General features: G+C 71.5%; 15 protein-coding genes. 4 read left to right on the top strand and 11 right to left on the bottom strand.

Translation table 11 applies throughout. The features are described from left to right. Positions 1 to 4: 4 nt before the first annotated feature. Positions 5 to 538, bottom strand: coding sequence for a hypothetical protein (locus tag ACIRP2_RS28755; RefSeq protein ID WP_404255224.1), 534 nt, complete (start codon positions 536 to 538; stop codon positions 5 to 7). Positions 539 to 899: 361 nt separating this feature from the next. Continuing rightward, positions 900 to 1304 (bottom strand): DUF5997 family protein, encoded by a 405-nt coding sequence (locus ACIRP2_RS28750; RefSeq protein ID WP_404255222.1) that lies wholly within the window; start codon positions 1302 to 1304, stop codon positions 900 to 902. Between the two features lie 58 nt (positions 1305 to 1362). Between ACIRP2_RS28750 and ACIRP2_RS28745 the strand changes: the two genes are divergently transcribed. Continuing rightward, on the top strand, positions 1363 to 2154 hold the full coding sequence (locus ACIRP2_RS28745; RefSeq protein WP_404255220.1) for a LysR substrate-binding domain-containing protein: 792 nt from the start codon (positions 1363 to 1365) through the stop codon (positions 2152 to 2154). 250 nt (positions 2155 to 2404) lie between these two features. Here ACIRP2_RS28745 and ACIRP2_RS28740 read toward each other — a convergent pair whose 3' ends face one another. The 4 genes from ACIRP2_RS28740 to ACIRP2_RS28725 all read right to left on the bottom strand — a co-directional run bounded on the left by ACIRP2_RS28740 (position 2405) and on the right by ACIRP2_RS28725 (position 6843). Then, on the bottom strand, positions 2405 to 3733 hold the full coding sequence (locus ACIRP2_RS28740) for a geranylgeranyl reductase family protein (protein WP_404255218.1): 1329 nt from the start codon (positions 3731 to 3733) through the stop codon (positions 2405 to 2407). A gap of 472 nt (positions 3734 to 4205) precedes the next feature. Further along, complete coding sequence (locus ACIRP2_RS28735; RefSeq protein WP_404255697.1) at positions 4206 to 4841, bottom strand: response regulator; 636 nt, start codon at positions 4839 to 4841, stop codon at positions 4206 to 4208. Then, positions 4841 to 5977 (bottom strand): sensor histidine kinase, encoded by a 1137-nt coding sequence (locus tag ACIRP2_RS28730; RefSeq protein WP_404255216.1) that lies wholly within the window; start codon positions 5975 to 5977, stop codon positions 4841 to 4843. Before ACIRP2_RS28730 ends, ACIRP2_RS28735 begins: the two co-directional genes overlap by 1 nt. 173 nt (positions 5978 to 6150) lie before the next feature. Next, positions 6151 to 6843 (bottom strand): DedA family protein, encoded by a 693-nt coding sequence (locus tag ACIRP2_RS28725; RefSeq protein WP_404255214.1) that lies wholly within the window; start codon positions 6841 to 6843, stop codon positions 6151 to 6153. 718 nt (positions 6844 to 7561) lie between these two features. Here ACIRP2_RS28725 and ACIRP2_RS28720 point away from each other — a divergent pair. Continuing rightward, positions 7562 to 9016 carry a helix-turn-helix domain-containing protein gene (locus ACIRP2_RS28720; RefSeq protein WP_404255212.1) on the top strand — a complete coding sequence of 485 codons (1455 nt, stop codon included), beginning with the start codon at positions 7562 to 7564 and terminating at the stop codon, positions 9014 to 9016. 59 nt (positions 9017 to 9075) lie between these two features. Here ACIRP2_RS28720 and ACIRP2_RS28715 read toward each other — a convergent pair whose 3' ends face one another. The 4 genes from ACIRP2_RS28715 to ACIRP2_RS28700 form a co-directional block, all read right to left on the bottom strand. Next, positions 9076 to 12558, bottom strand: coding sequence for a M28 family peptidase (locus tag ACIRP2_RS28715; protein ID WP_404255695.1), 3483 nt, complete (start codon positions 12556 to 12558; stop codon positions 9076 to 9078). Between the two features lie 248 nt (positions 12559 to 12806). After that, positions 12807 to 13370 carry a hypothetical protein gene (locus ACIRP2_RS28710; RefSeq protein WP_404255210.1) on the bottom strand — a complete coding sequence of 188 codons (564 nt, stop codon included), beginning with the start codon at positions 13368 to 13370 and terminating at the stop codon, positions 12807 to 12809. A 104-nt stretch (positions 13371 to 13474) separates the two neighbouring features. Beyond that, positions 13475 to 14785, bottom strand: coding sequence for a serine/threonine-protein kinase (locus ACIRP2_RS28705; protein ID WP_404255693.1), 1311 nt, complete (start codon positions 14783 to 14785; stop codon positions 13475 to 13477). 293 nt (positions 14786 to 15078) lie between these two features. After that, the gene (locus tag ACIRP2_RS28700; protein WP_404255208.1) at positions 15079 to 15564 is read right to left on the bottom strand and encodes an Lrp/AsnC family transcriptional regulator; all 486 of its coding nucleotides are present in this window, start codon (positions 15562 to 15564) and stop codon (positions 15079 to 15081) included. 382 nt (positions 15565 to 15946) lie between these two features. On the opposite strand from ACIRP2_RS28700, the gene ACIRP2_RS28695 reads away from it, so the two are divergent. Both ACIRP2_RS28695 and ACIRP2_RS28690 read left to right on the top strand, forming a co-directional pair. Then, positions 15947 to 17452 (top strand): FUSC family protein, encoded by a 1506-nt coding sequence (locus ACIRP2_RS28695; RefSeq protein ID WP_404255206.1) that lies wholly within the window; start codon positions 15947 to 15949, stop codon positions 17450 to 17452. A gap of 131 nt (positions 17453 to 17583) precedes the next feature. After that, a complete protein-coding gene (locus tag ACIRP2_RS28690; protein ID WP_404255204.1) occupies positions 17584 to 18663 on the top strand; it encodes a lactonase family protein in 1080 nt (359 codons plus the stop codon). 125 nt (positions 18664 to 18788) lie between these two features. On the opposite strand, the gene ACIRP2_RS28685 is transcribed toward ACIRP2_RS28690, so the two are convergent. Next, the gene (locus tag ACIRP2_RS28685) at positions 18789 to 19712 is read right to left on the bottom strand and encodes a sirohydrochlorin chelatase (RefSeq protein ID WP_404255202.1); all 924 of its coding nucleotides are present in this window, start codon (positions 19710 to 19712) and stop codon (positions 18789 to 18791) included. Positions 19713 to 19747 lie beyond the last annotated feature (35 nt).

Below are 19747 nucleotides of genomic sequence, written 5' to 3'. Positions count from 1 at the left end.
ACGGTCACTGCCCGGCTTCCGGTGTGCCCTCCTCGGACTCACCCGGCGGTGAGGCGCCCGGGGCCATGGTGGCCAGCTCCGCGACGATTCCGTCCGCGATGGTCCAGGCCTGTGCCTCGGGGACCCGTAAGCGTGCCGCGGTCCGCATGGCGATCAGACGTACCTGTGCCAATTGCTCGTTCGACAGTCGCTCCGGTACCGCAACGGTGGCCGTGACCTCGGGACGCCGTCGTCGCAGCCGCAGGAACGCACGTCGCCGCACGGTGTCGACGGCGCGCTCGGTGGACTGCTGAGCCAGGTGTTCCAGGACCTGGACCGCCGCGGTGAGGGCCGCGGTGCTGAGCAGCGCGGCGACCGCCTCCACGCCGAGCCCCAACGGCTCGTCACGCCCACCGAAGGGTAGCCGTCCGTGCGGGGCGGCGCGGTGGAAGGCCTCCGCCGTCATCGCGAACTGTGCCAGTTCCTGTGGCGCCGCCGCTTCCACCGCACGACGGGCCAGCCGTGTCGCGACAGCGCTGTCCGCCCCCTGCCCCCGCATGCGGAATCCCCCGATCGACGAGCCCGCGGTGGTCGCACCCGTCAGGGTGCCGTTGCCACTTGCCAGGCTAAGGCGCGATCGCCGCACGCCCGAAGACCTTTTCCGGTCTCCGACCGTGCGGCCGGGTACGTGGGGCAGGACTCCGCCGTTCTCCTGCCTTCCCGTGAACTCGGCTGCCTGCCGGGCGAGTTCGGGCATGCCCGGCGCGTACCGGGCTGACGGTGGAGCGCTGGAGCGGCACCCGCGCCGACAGCTCCGGCATGCCGGTACACGCTGCCGACCAGGGCGGGGGCGAGGAGCGGTGCCGAGCGGAACGCGGGGCACACGAGCCCGGCACGATCCGAGCGAGAGGCCCTGGAGGTCAGGAACGAGGTGCGCGGGACTGATCGTCGCGGGCCGCGTTCCTCTCCTTGATGCGTGCCGCTTCCTTCCGGACCCCGGCCTGGGTGGCGCGTTCCTGCTGCAGCCAGTCGGGGCTTTCCTTCTTCAGTGCTTCGATCTGCTCCGTGGTGAGGGCGTCCGTGACTCCGCCGCGGGCGAGCCCCGAGATGGAGACACCCAGCTTCGCCGCGACCACCGGCCGGGGGTGCGGGCCGTTGCGTCGCAGCTCCTGCAGCCACTGGGGCGGATCGGCCTGCAGTGCGTTCAGCTCGGTGCGTGAGACGACACCCTCCTGGAACTCGGCGGGGGTGGCCTCTAGGTACACACCCAGCTTCTTCGCCGCGGTCGCGGGCTTCATTGTCTGGGTGGTCTTGTGCGACGTCATGATGTCAAGGGTATCGAGCGTGTGCGCCACCTCTGACCAGGGCCGGTAACCTGGCGGAGTGACAAGCTCGGAAGAAACCCCGTCGTTCCGGCTCGCGTACGTACCGGGGGTGACCCCCACCAAGTGGGTGCGGATCTGGAACGAGCGGCTGCCCGAGGTTCCGCTGACCCTCGTCGGGGTGTCGGCCGCCGAGGCGTCCGACGTGTTGCGGGAGCGCGGCGCCGACGCCGGACTGGTGAGGCTGCCCATCGACCGGACGGGCCTCAGCGCGATTCCGCTGTACACCGAGACCACGGTCGTCGTGATCCCGAAGGACCATGTCATCGCGGCGGTCGACGAGATCTCCGCCGGTGATCTCGCCGACGACATCGTGCTGCATCCGCTCGACGACACCCTCGAATGGGAGCACCGGCCGGGACGCCCCGCGATCGAGCGTCCGGCCACGACGGCGGACGCCATCGCGCTGGTGGCGGCGGGCGTGGGCGTCCTCGTCGTCCCGCAGTCGCTCGCCCGCCTGCATCATCGCAAGGACCTCACGTACCGACCGGTCTCGGACGCACCCGAGTCCCGTGTCGCGCTGTCGTGGCCGGAGGACGAGACCACCGACCTGGTGGAGGACTTCATCGGGATCGTCCGCGGGCGGACCGTGAACAGCTCACGAGGGCGTCCGAAGGCCCCGGTGCAGTCGGAGAGCAAGCGCTCCGGGACGGGCGGCGCGGGACGCAAGCCCACGGCCGCCAAGAAGGCGGCCGGGAAGAGCGCGCGGAGCGGTTCCGGCGGCCGCACCGCGCGGAGCGGTTCCGGCGGCACCAAGGGCGGCAAGCGCGGAAAGCCGCGCCGGCGGTCGTAACGGGGCTCCGCGTCACCCGCGGCGCCGAGCGGCTCCGGTACGGGAAGAGCGCGCCGCCCTCCTCTCACGGGGGACAGGAAGAGCATGCCGCCTTCCTCTCACGGGGGACGAGAAGTCCGTTCTCCGGCCGGCGTCTTTCCTCGCCTTTCCGACCGGCGTCGCGGACCCGGCGTGACAGGGGCGCGACGGGGGTCGGCACCCGCCGCGCCGCGATCGTTGCCGCCCGATCCGGGCGATCCGGCCCCGGGGCTCAGCCTCTGCGTCGCGCCTTCGGTGCGGGAACGAGTCGGACGGCACCGTTGAGCAGGTGGTCGACCAGGTCGCGCGAGGGCTTGTCCGTGAGATCGGTGAGCAGCCGGGCCAGGGTGTTGAGCAGGAACGGCGACCCCATGACGTAGCGGTTGAGGACCGGCTGGAATCCCGAACGGCTGAAGACGAGGTCGGCGGCGGCGTTGCCGAGACGGTAGTGGCGCCCCCAGCGGCGGTTCATCTCGACCGGATAGCGGTGCAGCACCTGTTCCCGCCTGGGTCCCCGGGGAAGAGCGAGGGCGAGCGTGGCGGTCTCGGCAGCGACCTCGCCCGCCTCCATGGCCTGGGCGATCCCCTCGCCGTTCCAGGGGCTGATCATGCCGCCGGAGTCGCCGACGAGAAGGAGCCCTCGGGTGTAGAGGGGATGGCGGTTGAAGCCCAGCGGAAGAGCCGCACTGCGGACGGGGCCCTCCGCGTTCTCCTCGCGCAGCCCCCACGCGTGCGGGGTGCGGGCCAGCCATTCGTCCAGTGTGGCGCGCAGATCGGCCTTTCCGTGCCGCCGATGGGGCAGCGCACCCAGACCGACGTTGACGCGGCCGTCGCCCATGGGGAAGATCCAGCCGTATCCGGGCAGGTAGTGATCACTGCCCGGGAAGCGGAGATCGGCCCACAGTTCCAGATACTCCTCCCGCGAACGCTCCGGGCTGCGGTAGTAACGGCGGGCGGCCGTCGCGATCTGCCTGCTCGTGTCCCGCTGCAGGCCCATCGCGAGTGCGAGCCGGGCGGAGGCACCGTCGGCGGCGACGACGATCGGTGCGTGGAAGACCAACGGCTCCTTCGTCCCGGTCGTGGCGGTGACACCGGTGATGCGGCCGGCGCGGTCGGTCACGGGCCCGGTCACCTTCACCCCGCTGCGCAGCCGGGCTCCGGCGGCGACGGCGTGCCGGGCCAGGATGTCGTCGAAGTCGTGCCGACTCCGAGAGAGCCCGAAATCCGGGTAGCGACCGAGCGCGGGCCAGTCGATGTGCACCTGGTGGTCCCCGGCGACCCATCGCATTCCGCGTGAACGCGTCCATCCGGGAGCCTTGATGTCGACGCCCATTCTGATGAGCTGGTGCACCGCTCGGGGCGTCAGGCCGTCCCCGCACACCTTCTCCCGGGGGAAGTGGGACTTCTCCAGCAGCAGGACGTCGACGCCCGCCCTGGCGAGATGGAAGGCCGCGGCCGAGCCCGCCGGACCCGCCCCCACCACGATCACCTGGGCCTCCTCGTCCGGGCCGCGGACGGTCCGATCGTCCGACGGAGACCGGTCTGGCGTCGTTTCCCGCATGGGGAACCCCTTCCTGTTCCTGGGACAGCCGGCGCCGTGCCGAGGACGGCGGCCCTGGCATCATCATCGATCAAGGAGGGCCGGTACGGAACCCGCCCCGGGTGTCCGGCGTTTGCCTGACACTGTGTCAATCACCGTGCGGGCAAACGACTCCGACAGTGGAGGCGCCGGGCGCACGCCCCGGCCCGACGACGGCTCACCCGGACGGACGGGGCGTCGGCGGACAGTCGCGCCGCGACCCGGCCGGGCCGCGCGCCAGTCACGCCCCGGCCGGTCGCGGACTCCTGGATGCCCGGCCCGTGGAATGCGTGGCGTGCGGGACTCAGGATGCGAAAGCGTTTAAAAGATGACAATTCACCCTTGCTGACCGTCGCTCGAGTGAAGCGAACACTCTGATGGAGCGTCGTCCGGCGGTATGCCGCGGCGCTGCGAGGTCGAGGGGCCGGGGAGCCAGGGGAGCGGCCGAGGCGCTTCAGGACTCCAGATAGCGCAGGACCGCCAGCACTCGTCTGCTGTAGCCCGTGTCCCGTGCCAGATCGAGCTTCTCGAAGACGGAGTTGAGATGCTTCTCGACCGAACTCAGTGAGATGTGCAGTTGCTGCGCGATGGCAGCGTTGGTGCGGCCCTGGGCCAGTTCCTGCAGGGCGGCGCGCTCCCGAGGGGTCAGCCCGGCCAAGGGGTCGACGTGCGTGGTCCGGATCACCAACTGCCGTACGACTTCGGCGTCGATGGACGCGCCGCCCGCGTGGATCCGCTCCAGCGAGTCCAGGAACTCGTCGACCTGGGCCACCCGGTCCTTGAGCAGATATCCGACCCGCTCGGCGTTGGCGGACAGCAACCGGACCGCGTAGTTGCGCTCCACGTGCTGGGAGAGGACCAGCACACCGACCAGTGGCCAGCGCTCGCGGATCTCCAGCGCGGCCCGCAGCCCCTCGTCGGTGTGGGTGGGCGGCATCCGGATGTCGACGACGACGAGGTCCGGCGGGTCCGCCTCGACCGCCCGGAGGAGTGCCGTCCCGTCACCCACCGCCGCGAGGACCTCGTGCCCCTCCTCGGCGAGCAGGCGTACCAGTCCCTCCCTGAGCAGGGTCGAGTCCTCGGCGAGCATTACGCGCACAGCAGCTCCGCGATGATGGTGGTGGGGCCCCCGGAAGGGCTGTCGATGTGGAGCCGTCCGTCGAGCGCGTCCACCCGGCCCCGCAGCCCGGCGAGCCCGCTGCCCGAAGGATCCGCGCCACCGGTGCCGTTGTCCCGGACACACAGGGAAACCCCTCTCGCGTCGCCCTTGACGCTGACGGATATGTGGGTGGCACCGGAGTGCTTGGCCGCGTTGGTCACGGCCTCCGACACGACGAAGTAGGCGGCCGTCTCCACGGGCCGCGACAACCGCACCGGCAGATCGAACTCGACCCGCAGGGGGATGCCGCAACGCTGGGCCACGCCGCCGAGCGCCTCCTCCAGCCCCAGGTCGTCGAGCGCCGACGGATAGACGCGCCAGGCCACTTCGCGCAGCTCGGTGAGGACCTCCTGGGACTCCTGGTGCGCCTGCCGGAGCAGCAGATCGACCTGCTCGGGCGTCCGGTTGCGGCGGGCCCGGCCCAGCAGCATCGCCAGCGCGACGAGCCGCTGCTGCACGCCGTCGTGCAGATCCCGCTCGATGCGCCTGCGCTCCACGTCCACCGCCCGGAGCACTCCGGCACGGCTCGCGGCCAGTTCCGCGATGCGCCGCTCCAGCAACTCCCGCTCGGACGGGCCGAAGTGCTCGCGCGCCGACCGTGCGTCGAGGGCGCCCAGCGAGAGGATTCCCTGGAGGTCGAGGAAGAGCAGGACACCGCCGAGCACCCCTTGGGTCAGCAACTCCTGCCAGCTCGTGGTGGCACGGGCCACCCCCACCATCAGGAGCCCGGCCAGGACCACTCCGACCCCCAGCAGCGCCACCACGAAGCCGAACAGCGTCCCCGCGTAGGCGCGGACGGCCAGGTAGCGAAGGACTTCCCCGTCCGAAGTGTCGTGCGCGGGGAACACATCACCGAAGAAGACACTCCGGCGGATCCGCTCCAGCTCCGTGATCCGACGGGCTCCGGCGCTCAGCACGGCCAGGGCACGCCGCCGGGTACGGGGCCACAGGACGAACGGGCCCGACAACGTGCCCGGCACGGCGAAATACAGCAGTCCCAACAGACCGGTGCAGCAGCTGAGCAGGGCGCCCGTCACCCTGCGGGAACGCGGGGACGGATGAGCCACGGGGGCGCCTCCCGCATCGTGCCCCAGGCCGGTCGGCGGCTCCGGAGGACGGTCGGCCGCGCTGTCTGTGGAGTCCGCCTGCACGGATGTCGAGGCTAGCCGCGCTCCACGGTCTCGGCAAGATCGTTCCGCTCGCGCGGGGACGACCGGCGGGGTACGGGGCGGCGAGGGATTCATGAGGTACGGCGGTGCTGCGCCCGGCCGCGGGAACGCGAGCGGGCCCGGGGCCGGTTCAGGGAACGGAAGCGAAGGGTCGCATACACGGCGACTGCCGCCAGGACCACGGCCAGAACGGCTTTGGAAAAGACCCCGACATACGTCTCCACCAGGTCCCACCGGTCGCCGAGCCAGTATCCGGCCATCACCAGCACCGAGTTCCACAGCAGACTGCCCAGTGCGGTCAGGGCCAGGAAGAGCGGCAGCGGCATGCGCTCCACACCGGCCGGCACGGAGATGAGACTCCGGAAGATCGGCACCATGCGGCCGAGGAGGACGGCCTTGGTGCCGTGCTTGGCGAACCACTGCTCCGTGCGCTCCAGATCGGAGGTCTTGACCAGCGGCAGCTTCGCCCAGATCGCATGCACCCGGTCACGGCCGAAGAGCATCCCGATCCAGTACAGAGCCACCGCCCCCACCACCGAACCGAGCGTGGTCCACAGGAGCGCGGAGGCCAGGCTGATGACGCCCCGACCCGCCGCGAACCCGGTCAGCGGGAGAATGACCTCGCTGGGCAGCGGAGGGAAGAGATTCTCCAGGGCGATGGCGAGGCCGGCGCCCGGACCCCCCATGGTGTCGACGAGGTCGGCTGCCCAGCCCGCGACACCGCCCGCGGGTTCCTGGGGGAGGATCGGAGTGACGAAATCCATGAACTGGCTCCTGGCCGGTGGCGGAGAGACGCGAGAAGTCCGTCGCGCCTCACCGGCAACGCTAGAAAGCGCCCACCGGAGCCGGTACGAGGATGTCCTTCGAACCGGATGATGTTCTCCGCACCCGGCACCCTGCGGTTTCCCGTAACGACCCGGAGCCCGAGGCCTTCATGACCTGCCCGGCGACCGAACACCGCACCGCGTGCCCGTGTTGTGCATGCGCGGCCGTGTCCCGCTCCGCACCGCGCGGGCATGCCGGGTGAGACGCCTGCCCCCGGTGGCCCGGAGGCGAAGCGCGGCCCGGTGTGCGTGTTCGCTGAAGGGCGCCCTCAGTACGGCAGCGGTCGGCCGGACGGAGTGCGCAGATCGAGGGGCGGAGGCCGCGAAGGCAGCTGGGGACGTCGAACGATCTTGATGCGGCCCACTGCACCACCTCCTGACGGGTAACCGTCATATGCCCGGCGGGTCGCTCCTTCATGCGGATCCCTCCGTCCGACCGGTCGATCGTGCACAGGTGTGGCGAAGCGGGGCGGCGGTCGGAGCGGACATGACGGCACGGACCGTCCGGCGCTCCGCGACCCGCGGGCATCGCTCCGGACCTTGGCGGGGCCGACGACCGGACGGCGCGCGGCGGGGGAGACCGGGCTGAGGCGCGGGAAGGCGCCATCTTGCCGCCGCACCGGGACAGCGCGTACACGTGCTCGCTATCCTCCCGGCTATGCGTCCTTCGCCGGATGTCCGTACCACAGAGGCGTGGAGAGACTTCGGGACCCGGTTGCGTCAGTGGCGCAGGCGCGCCGGGCTCACCCAGGCCCAGGTGGGCACCCGCGTCGGGTACGACCACACCGCCATCAGCAAGCTGGAGCACGGCACCCGCAAGACCCCCCTGCCGCTCGCCCGCAGGCTGGACAACCTGCTGGCGGCCGGCGGCGACCTCGTCGACGCCTGCGAGGCGGCGGAGGCCCAAGGGCTGGTCGGAACGGGCGATACGGGCGAGGTCGTACGTCCCGCGCCGGGCACCGCACCTCCCGCGCCGAGCACCTCGCGGACCGGACCACTGCCCGGTGAGCCCTCGGGGGGCGCCCTGCTCTCGACGCTGCCACCGGACACCGTCCTGCCCACGAGCCTGCCCACCTACGGTCTGGAGTGCCCGGTGCACGGCCGCGACGGCTGCGCCGTTCCCGCACGCGCCGATGTCATCGCGCTGCACTCGGCCTTCTGCGCCCTGGGCCCGGCCACGGTCTCGTGCCCGCCGCTGGACATCGACACCGTGCACGCCCTGACGGCGCTGCTCGCCGTCTGCCTGCGGGCCGACGAGGAGCGTGCCTGGCCCGGAGCGACCGCGGTGGTCGAGCGCACCCTGCACGCGATGCTCCGCTGGATGGCCCTGCCCGCGGCACCGTACCAACGCCAACTTGCCCCGCTGGCGGCCGAGTACGCGCAGTCGGCCGGCTGCCTGAGGCTGCTCTGGGGCCGTAACGCCACAGCGATGGCCTGGCTCGACCGGTCGCTGGTCTGGGCCGGCATGGCCGGTCATGTCGGCACGGAGGTGGCGGCGCTCAGCGACATGAGCACACTGGCGCGGCTGGAGGGCGACGGACCCTCCGCCCTCTCCTACGGCGGCGCGATCCGGCAGGCGGCCGCCGGCCGGTACTGGGCGGGCGCCATGAGCGATCTCTACCAGGCACGCGGACACGCGGTACGGGGCGACGCCCCTCGGACGCTGGGGCACATCGACCGCGCCTGGTCGCAGATGGACCGGGTCGGCGAGCGGGACGAGACGGAGGCACCCTGGCTTTCCGTCGCCTCCGTGCGCCTGCGGGTGGAATCAGGCGCCGCCGGGGCGCTGCGGGACCTGGCCGCGGCGACCGGGGACCGCCGACTGGCGTTGCGCGCGGTCGCGGCGGCCCGTACCGCGCTGGGCCTGCTCCCGTCCGGGATGCACTCGGCACGGATGCTGTTCCTGGTGCGGATGGCCGACGCCCACGCCTGTGCCCGGGACCCGCAGGCGGCAATCGACATCGCAGGACCCGTACTGGACGCCACCGAGGTGACCGCGTCGACCCTCCTCGGCCAGGAACTGCGCGGTCTGCACGCCAGGTTGACGGCCGGGCACGGCGGACGGCCGGAGATCGACGAGTTCACCCGGAGGCTCTCGGCCGTCGTGCGTTGACACACCGGAGGCGGGGCGTGTGCGTACACGCCCCGCCCCGGATCGTTCCTGATGCCCGATCAGCCGACGTTCAACGTCACGTCGTCCACGACGAAGCTGGTCTGCAGATAGGCGTCCTCATTGCTGGTGAACGTGAGGCCGACCGTCTGGCCGGCCAGGTCACCGACGTCGAAGGTCTTCTGGACGTAGGAGCCCGTGGCGTCCGTGTTGGAGTACGTCGCGAGCGTCTTGGTGCCCAGCTTGACGGTGAACGTGTCGTACGCGGTCGGGTCACCCGCCGACTCGTCGGTGTCGGTGCGCAGGTGGAACGAGAGCTTGTAGGCCGAGCAGCCCGCCGGAATGGTCAGCGACTGCGAGACGGTGTCGGAGTGCGTGGATCCCCAGCCGCCGAGCCAGGCCGTGTACGCGCCGCCGTGCGCCGGCCTCTCCGACGTCCGGTTGTTGATCACGCCGTCCGTCTGGGTCCACGGCGCGACGCCCTCCTCGAAACCGCCGTTGGCGACGACCTGTCGGGGCCGGCAGGTGCCGCCGCCACCGACGACGAGCGAGTACGTGGTGGTGTGGGCGACTGTGCCGGTGCCGGTCACCGTGAGGGTGTACGTACCCGGCGCGGTCCCGTTCCCGGCGGAGACGGTCATGGTCGACGACGCACCCGACTGCACGGAGGCCGGGGCGAACGAGACCGTGACACCGCTCGGCGCCCCGGACGCGGACAGGTTCACGGTCTGCGCGGAACCGCCGGTGGTCGCCGTCGACACGCTCGCGGTGACCGAGCCGCCCGGCTGGACGTTCCCGGACACCGGCTTCACCGCGACGGAGAAGTCATCGGCCGGGGCGGTGGTGCCGACGGAGGTCTTCCACACCGTGTAGGCGACACCGTCGGCGCTGCGGTCGAGCGCGGTCGCGTTGATGTTGGCCGTGGTGTCGCAGGACTGGTGGTAGCAGGAATCGTAGGACCTGCCTGCCGTACCACCCCACTTGGCGGCCTGCGCCGACGACTTGGTGTCGCCGGCACCCGTGGCGTAACCCGACGTGGGGATACCGCCCTGCTGGAAGGAGTAGTCGTCGGACCGGCCCTGGCCCTCGACGTTCTCCTCCGGCGCGAGGTCCAGCGAGTCCCAGTACTCCTTCATCGGTGCCGAGGCGGCCGAGTTGACGTTGTTGATGAAGTACCCGGCGTTGGTCGAGGCGATCATGTCGAAGTTGTAGTACGCCTTGATGGTGCCGCGCTGGGCGGCGGTGAGCTGGCCGACGTAGTACTGGGAACCCTGGAGGCCCTGCTCCTCGCCGTTCCACCAGGCGAAGCGGACGTGCTTGGTCATCGTGGGGTTCCGCTGGGCCAGGGCGAGCGCGTTCTCCAACAGGGTGGCGGAGCCCGAACCGTTGTCGTTGATGCCGGGACCGGCCGCGACACCGTCCAGATGGGCGCCGAACATGACGGTCTGGTCGGACGGGCCGCCGGGCCAGTCGGCGATCAGGTTGTTGCCGCGGTAGGTGCAACTGGTGCAGGTCTGCTCGCTGACCGTGTAACCGGCGGCCTGCAGCTTGCCCTTCACGTAGGCGACCGAGGCCGTGTAACCGGCGCTGCCCGCACGGCGGTTGCCGCCGTTCTGGGTCGCGATGGTGTTCAGCTGCGTCAGGTGGGCCTGCACGTCGGCGACGCTGATGTCGGGTGCGCCGCCGCCGGGGTTGCCGCCGCCGTTGTCCACCGTCAAGGTGTACTGCGCGGTGTGGCTCTGCGTTCCGTCACCCTTCACCGTGAAGGTGTACGCGCCGGGCGCGACGTTCGACGACGCGGACACGGTCATCGTCGAGGAGGCCCCGGACTGCACCGACGGCGGGCTGAACGACGTGGCGACACCGCTGGGCAGACCGCTCGCCGTCAGGTTCACCGTCTGCGCGTTCCCGGAGCTGACCGCGGTCCGGACCGCGGCCGTCACCGAACTGCCCGGCTTCACCGAGCCGGACGCCGGGTCCAGGGACATCGTGAAGTCGTTGGTGCCGCCGGATGTGCACGTCGGGTCGCCGCTCTGGGCGGTGACGCTGATGGCGTCCCACGCGGCCCTGGTCCGGTCGAAGAGCACACAACTGGAGTCGAGGTTCTTGGCGGCGGTGAGCGTGGCCGTGCGGTAGCGCTTGTAGGTCATCCCGCTCGTCTTGAGCAGCATTCCGCCGTAGAAGACCTTGCCGGCGCTCTGGATGCCGACGCCGGTGACCGAGGAGCTGTTGCACGTCGGGCTGGACGGCTTGCCGCCGCCCGGGTTCGATCCCTCGGCCAGCAGGTAGAACCAGTGGTTCAGCGGGCCGGCCGCCGCGTGCTCCTCGGTGTTGGGTATCGAGGAGCTGTAGCAGTTCGGGTCGCCGATCTGTCCCGGGTTGTACATGATCCGGATCGGCCCGTTGCCGACCAGGTTGATCTTCTCGCCGACGGTGTAGTCGGGGTCGTCGTACGGGGCCGGCTCATTGGTGTACGCCTCGGTGAGGGCACCCATGATGTCGCCGGTGGCCTCGCCGAGCCCGGACTCGTTGTTCGCGCCGCCCGGCGTGTACTGGTCGATGCCGTGGCCGAACTCGTGGCCCACCACGTCCATCGCGCCGATCCACTGGTTGGCGTTGTTGTGGCCGATGGAGACCGTGGAGCCGTCCCAGTAGGCGTTGACGTCGTTCAGCCCGACCTTGACGGGCCAGCTGCGGCCGTTGCCGTCGTGTCCGTTGCGGCCCAGCCAGTCCTTGAGCATGTTCCACTCGTGCTGCGCCGCCCACATGACGTCGACGCAGCCGGTCTCCTTGCTGGAGGCGTTGCCCGTGCCCCAGGAGTCGCTCGACTTGCTGAACACACTGCCGGTGCTGTAGTCGGCGCAGCTCAGACCGGGCCGGTTCGGGTCACGCAGTGAGTAGCTGCCGCCCGAGGCGGTGGTGTCGATGGCCAACGGGGACGGACCGTTCCACTGGCTGTTTCCGGTACCAGCCTTGACGTCGTCGTAGCTGTCGAGCACCTTGCCGGTGCCCGCGTCGACGAAGACATGCAGATGGCTGGGCGCCTGGGCGGTGCGCCCGGTGAGTACCGTCTCCCAGGCCAGCCTGGAGGTCCTGCCCGTGGCGCGGACCACCAGGCGGTGCGAATCGACCCGCTTGACCGAGGTGAGCTTCTTGCGAGAGGTGGTTTCGGCCGCCTTGGCGGAAACGGTCGGTGTGGTCGGCACGTTGATCCGCCGGGACACGGCGGACTGGGTGCCGCGTACCCGCCCCTTCGAGTCCGCCACCACCACGGCGTCACCGCCGACGACCGGCAGGCCGCGGTAGGTGCGCTGATAGGCGACGGAGTACATGCCCTTGACCCACGGGGTCACCATCTGCCGCTCGTAGCGCTCGTCGGGCCCCTTGGCCAGGGCGTCCAGACCGCCGGCCGCCGCCCTGTCGGCCGCCGACACCGCGGCCGAGAGGGCGGTCGGGGCGGGCGGGGACGGTTCTGCGGAAGCCGACTGGCCGCTGGTGGCGACGAGCATTCCGGCGAGGACGGCCAGGGTCGTCCCGGCCGTCATCGGTCTGCGTTTCATCGAGACTCCTTGAGTCGGGGGGGTCTCGATCACGGGCGCCGGCATACGGCGGCACCTTTGCTTCGTCCGTGGAGGACCGGCCCCGTCGTCCGCTCGTCGTCCGTGATCGAGCGACCGAACACTCACATGCCGCCATGGTCACGTCAACAAATTGCGAACGGTGGCCGGTGACTTGGCAAGTTTGGTCAAGCGGCGGTGGTGGGATCGCACAACTGCCGCGGAGGGCGGGATGGTTATTCCAGACCGGAGATCGTGAACACCGTACGCGCGGTCCGGCGGTCGATACGGTCGGCCAGCTGCCGCAGCGCCGTCACCCCGCACCGCAGTGTTCCGCGCTTCACGCAGCCGCGTGCGTCCTCGTCCAGTTGGTGCCAGAGCGCCGGATTGTCCAGCAGCACCTGGGGGTCGAGTTCGACTCGACGGCCGTCCGCGTCGCGGAGCACCAGACGCTGGGAGACGCCGTCCGACCAGTGCACCGACACCAGCCGGTCGGTGCGCACGATGTGTTCGCGCACCAGGCCCCGGCGGGAGAACCACCCCGCACCCGCACGGATCAGTGGCGGAACCAGCACCACGAACAGCAGGGCGGCCAGGCTCGTCCACAACAGTGCGCGCGGCCAGGTGAAGCGACCGGCCGCCACGTCGACGGCCAGCAGCAGCCCGAGGAGCGTCACGGCGCAGTGGACCGCGAATCGCAGGTCCCCGGCCCAGCCGTGGTCGTGCGCGGTCGTGTCCCCGGGAGGTTGTGCCCGAGCGGTGCGACGGCCGGCTGCGGCCCGGACGATACGTCGATCCATGGCTGCGACGTTAGGCAAGCCGACCGGCCCGTCGGCATTCGTTGATGAACCGCTGACGCCCCGACCGCCGGTCCTGACGGCTGCTTGACGGTCGGCGCCGGGCCTCAGTCCTGTTCGTCGTCGCCGTCGTCTCCGTGGTTCCTGTTGTTGCCGTTGCCCCAGCCGTTCCCGTTGTTCCCGTTGTTCCGGCCGTTCCCGTTGTTTCCCTGGTTTCCGTCGTTCTCGTTGTTCTCGCTGTTTCCGCTGTCCGGCGTCGGCCCGTCGGGGGCCGGTGCTTCGGGTCCGGTGGTCGTGGTGGCACCGGTGTCCGGAGTGCCGGCCGAGCTGGAATCCGGCGAGAACAGGCTCATCCCCAGGTAGACGGCCGCGAGGAAGGCCACCGTGCCGGCTATGGCGCTGGCCACCCTGGGGCGACGTCTGATCGCCTCGCGGGCGCCGGTACGCCGCCTGACGGGCGCGGAGCGCTCCGCCGCACGCCGCCTGTGCCCGCCGGTCTGCGGCAGGCGGTACGTCGTCGGACCGTCGGCCTGCGGCGCCGAGGCGGGCGACGGGGTGGGGCTGAACGCGGGAGTGGATGACGAGGCATAGGGGGCACCGGCTGCCGCGGAGGTGGGAGGGGGCGGCATGGGGGCGTACAGCGGCAGGGGCTCCGGCTGTCCTCGCCACGCGTCGCTCTGGAACCAGTCGGCGACCTGCTGGGCGGTGGGCCGGTCCTCGGGCTGCTTCGCGAGCAGCCCCAGCAGATAGGAGTCGAAGGCCGGGGAGAGGTCGACGCCCCGCTGCCCCAGTGGCACGGGCGCCGTATCGACATGCTGATAGAGCGTGGCGGTCGCCGTGTCCGAACGGAACGGCGGTTCGCCCAGCAGCAGTTGGTAGATCACGCAGCCCAGGGAGTACATGTCGGACGCCGCACCGGCCGTATGGCCCAGGGCGCGTTCCGGGGCGAGGTAGAGACTGGTGCCGACGATCTGCCCCGCGGTGGTCAAGGCGGCGGAGGGATCGTCGACGAACTGGGCGATGCCGAAGTCGCCTATCTTGACGGACCCTTCGGAATCCAGCATCAGGTTCCCGGGCTTGATGTCACGGTGCACGATGCCCTGCCGATGGGCGGCGGCGAGTCCCGCGGCGGCCTGTCCCGCGATCCTGGCGACCTGCTCGGCGCCGAGCCGTTCCTCGGCCCTCAGCAGATCGCCCAGGCTTCTGCCCTCGACGAGCTCCATCACGAGGAAGAAGCGGTCCTCCCAGGCCCCGAAGTCGAAGACCGCGACCAGGTGAGGGTGGCTCAGGCGGGCCGCGGTCTGTGCCTCCAGACGGAATCGGGCCGTGGCCGACTCGTCCGCCTGGTCGCCCAGCAGCAGCTTCACGGCCACCGCCCGGCCGAGCACTTCGTCGGTGGCGCGCCACACCTCGCCCATGCCGCCTCGGCCGATGGAGGACACCAAGCGGTACCGACCTGCTACCAGCACCTGTACACCAATCTCGAATTGTGGGCCGCTTCGACTGCCACGGCGGCGACCCGATCGGGATCGGGACGGGTGGGGGGCGCGCGGCAAGATCAGGATATCGGGCCCCGGAGCTCGATGGCACGCCGATCACCCGCCCCGCCGTCCACCGGCGCCGGCCAGGGGAGAAGGCGGCGCGGATTCCTCACCGGGCGGTTGCGGGAATGTGCCGGGAAGTCAGGACATCCGGCGTGCCGAGTCACGGATCACCGGGATTCGCCGTCGGCCGTGCGGCCCAGCGATTCGACCAGCGGCAGCAACCGGTGCGGCACCCGCTCGCGCAGCGCCACCTCGGTACGCGTCCTGACCACACCGGGCAACCGGATCAACCGCTGGATCACGTCCTCCAGATGCCCGTTGTCACGGGCCACCACCCGGGCCAGCAGATCGCCGCCACCCGTGGTCGAGAACGCCTCGACGATCTCCGGCACCGCGCCGAGCGCCTCGCCGACCTCGTCCAAATGCCCCTGGGTGACTTCCAGATGAACGAATGCCAGCACCGGGTGGCCCAGGGCGGCAGGGGAGAGGACCGGCCCCGTGCCGGTGATCACACCGTCTCTCTCCAGGCGGTCGATACGGGCCTGGAGGGTGCCCCGGGCGACGGAGAGGAGGCGCGCGTACTCACGGACGCTGGTACGCGGCTGCTCGATGAGCAGGCGCAGGATGCGGGTGTCGAGGGCGTCCACCGCCATGGTCCGTTGGTCGCTTCCTGGTAGGCCGATCCGGGCTGCGACTGTACCAATGGCCGGGGGGACGGGCCCCTTCCGGACCGGTTCCGTACAGCCCGGCCCGTATCCCGTGCGCATGGGGGGCACAGAAGGAGCGGCCCGCGACGGCTCCGCGCGGGTGACCCCGGGGCGGGGTTCGGGCCGGTTCGGCCCGATCGCTGTCCGTTGGTCCAACGGTGGCCTCTTCCATCGCGCATTGACTGGGCCAATGGCTCACTGGTTCACCTTTCGGTTGAGCCATGAGTCGCAAAGATGTTGTGATGGATCCGTCGATGGCGCTGCGGATCCCCGCGGCGCCTTTTTCATGCCGGTGCGCAGGACCGGTGTGCAGAAGCGGGAGCATGCCGTGCTGAAGAGGATGTTCGTTTCCCCGGACCCGGGCCGATCGCGGCTGCGCAGCGCCGTCCGGGCCGTCCTCGGCATCGGCTCGGCCGTCACCGTGTGCGGCCTGGCAGGTCACTCGCTCGTCGCGGCCGTCACCGGCGGTCTCGCCGCGCTGCTGGCCCTGTTCACGGTGCTCGACACCACGGTGCGGGACCAGGCGATCACCACCGCGCTGCTGCCCGCCGTCGGTTTCCCCGTGCTCGCCCTCGCCGCGGTGCTGCACGACTGTCCGCCGGCGCGGAACGCGGCCTTTCTCGCGGTCATGGGGCTGGGCGTGTACGCCCGGCGATGGGGGCCGCGCGGTCACTCGCTGGGCGTCTTCGCGTTCATGGCCTTCTTCACCGCGCAGTTCCTCCACACTTTGCCCGGACAACTGCCGGAGCTGTACTCCGCGGTCGCCCTCTCCCTGATCGCCTCGTCGACCGTCCGCTTCGGGCTCTGGTGCTACGAGCGACGGCTGCCTGTCGCCGCCCCGCCCGTTCCGACGACCGGTGAGGGGCTGGACCGCGCGACCACGCGCCAGGCGATCCAGGCGACCGTCGGCGGAGCCGTGGCCCTGGCCGCGGGACTGCTTCTTTCCGAGCAGCGCTGGTACTGGGCCGTGGGTGCCACCTGGTGGGTCTTCGTGAACACCGCCTCGCGCGGCGAGACGCTGGTGCGCGGCTGCCGCAGGATCCTGGGAACACTGATCGCCGTACCCGTGGGGCTGGCCGTCGTCGTACCGCTGCACGGTTCGGCCGTGCCCAGCGCGGTCCTCGTCGCACTGGGCGTCTTCGGGATCTTCTACACCGCGGCGGTCTCGTACACCTGGATGGTGTTCTCGGTGACGGTCATGGCCGGGGCGCTCTACGGACTCCTCGGCGTACTCGACCCCGCCCTGCTCGTGCTGCGGCTCACGGAGACCGTCGCGGGGGCGCTCGCCGCGATGCTCGCGGTGCTCCTGGTGCTCCCGGTCACCACGCACGCCACGACCGACGCCTGGATCCAGCGGGCCCTGCGCTGCGTGCACGCCTGCACGGCGGAAGCCGCGGCGCGACTCGCGGGATCGGCGACCGCCGACCCCGCGCCCCGGATCGCCGAGCTGGAGGCGTTGCTGGGGCGGGTTCGGCTGTCCCTGGCTCCGCTGGTGCATCCGCTGAGCCCGCTGCGCGCCCGCAAGGCCCGTGCCCGACAGGTGCTCGGTCTGCTGGACACGTGCGCACGGGAGGTGCGCGGGCTGGCGGGTGTCGCGGCGGACCCGGAAGCCTCCCACGACGCGCGCCTCGCGGCCGCCTGCTGGCGGGTGGAGGCCGCCGTGGAGGCACTGACGGGCCCGGACCCGCAGCGCAGGGCCCGCGTGCCGGGTGTCCCCCCGCATCCGGCCGTGGCGGAACCCGCGCTCGCCCATCTGCACGGTCTGGAGCGGGCGCTCGCCGAACTCGCCGCACCGCTGCGCAGCGATCCGCGCGCCCCGTCGATCGGTGTGTGAAGCGGCCTCCGCGGAGCCGACGGGGGACCGGGCTCTGGTCTGGACCTGTGAGGGCGACTGCTACCGTCGCCCCGGAAGACCGCGGCGGCGGGAGCGGCCGTGGTCAGTCGGCGGAGAGGGGCGGGGTTGTGGTGACGAGCGGTGCGACGGGCGGCGAGGTCGGCACGGGGCGGGCGTTCATCGGGTCCTTCACCTCGGCGGGCGGGCGGGGGATCACCGTCGCCGCCGTGGACCGGGAGACGGGGGCGCTGACCGTCGTCGGCGCGACGGACGCCGTTCCCGATCCCTCGTACCTCGCTCTGGGTCATGGCCCGGGCGGCCGTGTGCTCTACGCCGTCAGCGAGACCGGGCGCGGCGCGGCCGCCGCCCTCGACATCACCGGTGAGGTGCCGGAGCCGATCGGCGGGGTCCGGTCGGTGGAGGGCGACGGCCCGACCCATCTCGCGCTCGCGGGCGGACATCTGCTCACCGCCAACTACGGCTCCGGCAGCGTCACCGCCCTGTCCGTGCGGGCGGACGGTTCCCTCGGCGCCGCCACGTCCGTGCTCAGGCACGAGGGCAGCGGTCCGAACGCCGATCGCCAACAGGCCCCGCACGCCCACCAGGTGCTCCCGGACCCTGCGGGGAACTGGGTGCTCAGCGTGGACCTCGGGACCGACTCCATACGGATCTGCGCACTCGACGCGGCCACGGGGGAGCTGCGGCTGCACGGGGAGACGGCCCTGCGGCCGGGCACGGGCCCGCGTCATCTGGCCTTCCATCCCGCGGGCGGTCACGCCTACGTCCTGAACGAACTCGAACCGACCGTGACCGTGTGCGTGTGGGACGCGACCACCGGGATCCTGGAACCGGTCGGTGAGACGTCCGTGCTGCCCGAGGGGCCGGCGGGGGACGTGGCCACGGTGACATACCCGTCCGAGGTGGTCGTCTCGCAGGACGGACGGTTCCTCTGGACCGCCAACCGGGGCCACGACAGCATCTCCGTCCTCGCGCTCGACGCGGAGGGCGCGAAGGCGTCCCTGGTCACGACCGTGGGCTGCGGCGGGCATTGGCCGCGCGACCTCGCACTCGACCCCACCGGCCGACGGCTCTACGCGGCCAACGAGCGGTCCGGCGACGTCAGCTGGTTCACGCTCGACCCGGTGACCGGCGTTCCGCGTCACGCGGGCTCCCTGGACGTCCCCGCCGCGTCCTGCGTGATCTTCGCCTGAGAGCACGGCACGACACGGCTTCACGAGACCACGCCACGTACGACGCGATCGCCGGACGGGCCCGGGAAACCAGGGCCGTCCGGCGATCGGGGACGTACATCCTGCCGGGCGTACCCGGCGCCGGGTCAGTGTGCCTGAGCACCCTGCGCCGTCGTCGGCGTGATGCCGAGCGCCGTCGTGTACATCGACAGCACGAGCTTGCCGATCGCGGGATAGGCGCCGAGCGGCTCGGCCGTCGCGCAGCCCGCTTCCTTCGCGGCGGCGTCCAGCAGTCCCTCGGGCACCTCGGGACCGACGAGGTACGGCGCCAGCGCGAGCTGCGCCGAGCCGGAGCTCGTCAGCTGGTCGGCGATCGACGCGACGGAACCCTCCACATCGAGTGCGGCGGCCATCACCGGTACCGCGAGCCGGGCCGCCAGCAGCATGCCGGTGATCCCGGCGGCCTGCACGGCCTCCTCGCCACCCACCGTGGCCAGCACGATGCCGTCGGCGGCCGTCGCCACGGTGAAGAGCCTGGCCCGGTCGGCGCGGGCCAGTCCGGCCTCCGAGAGCCGTACGTGGAGCGCCTCGGCGAGCAAGGGGTGCGGTCCGAGCACATCGGTCAGCTCGACCTGCGTACCGCTGTCCATCACGGCCTGCCGTATCCGCCGGACCAGGGCGCTGTCCGGCCCCGCGAGCAGCGGCACCACGACGGCGGAGGGACCCTCGGGCTCGGCGACCTCGCGGCCGGCGGCCTGCGCCTGCTCGAAGCGCGCGACGCGCTCGGCGGCGCTGTGGGTGAGCACGGACGAGAGCGTGGGGTACTCGTCGTCGTCACCGTCGAGATAGCCGATGCGGGCGTTGAGGCCGGGCAGCTCGGAACGGGCGATGCTGATCACCTCCTCGGCCAGGCCGCGCGTGGCCGGGGAGGGGGTGCCGGGAACGGCGAGAACGAGCGCGGCGGCGCCCTCGGGTGCGACCACGGGCTCCGGGCGGCGGTGCCGTCCGGACTGGCGAGGTCGCGGCATTCGTACAGGCAGGCCGGAAGCGGGCCCAGTGGGGGTGCTCATGGCGCCGCATGCTACTGGTTTTGGGTACGCCTCCG

It is taken from the genome of Streptomyces sp. NPDC101194 (assembly GCF_044767885.1).
Taxonomy (GTDB): Bacteria; Actinomycetota; Actinomycetes; order Streptomycetales; family Streptomycetaceae; genus Streptomyces.
Note: the sequence above shows the minus strand (reverse complement) of the source record. Positions and strands in the feature narration are given on the sequence as shown.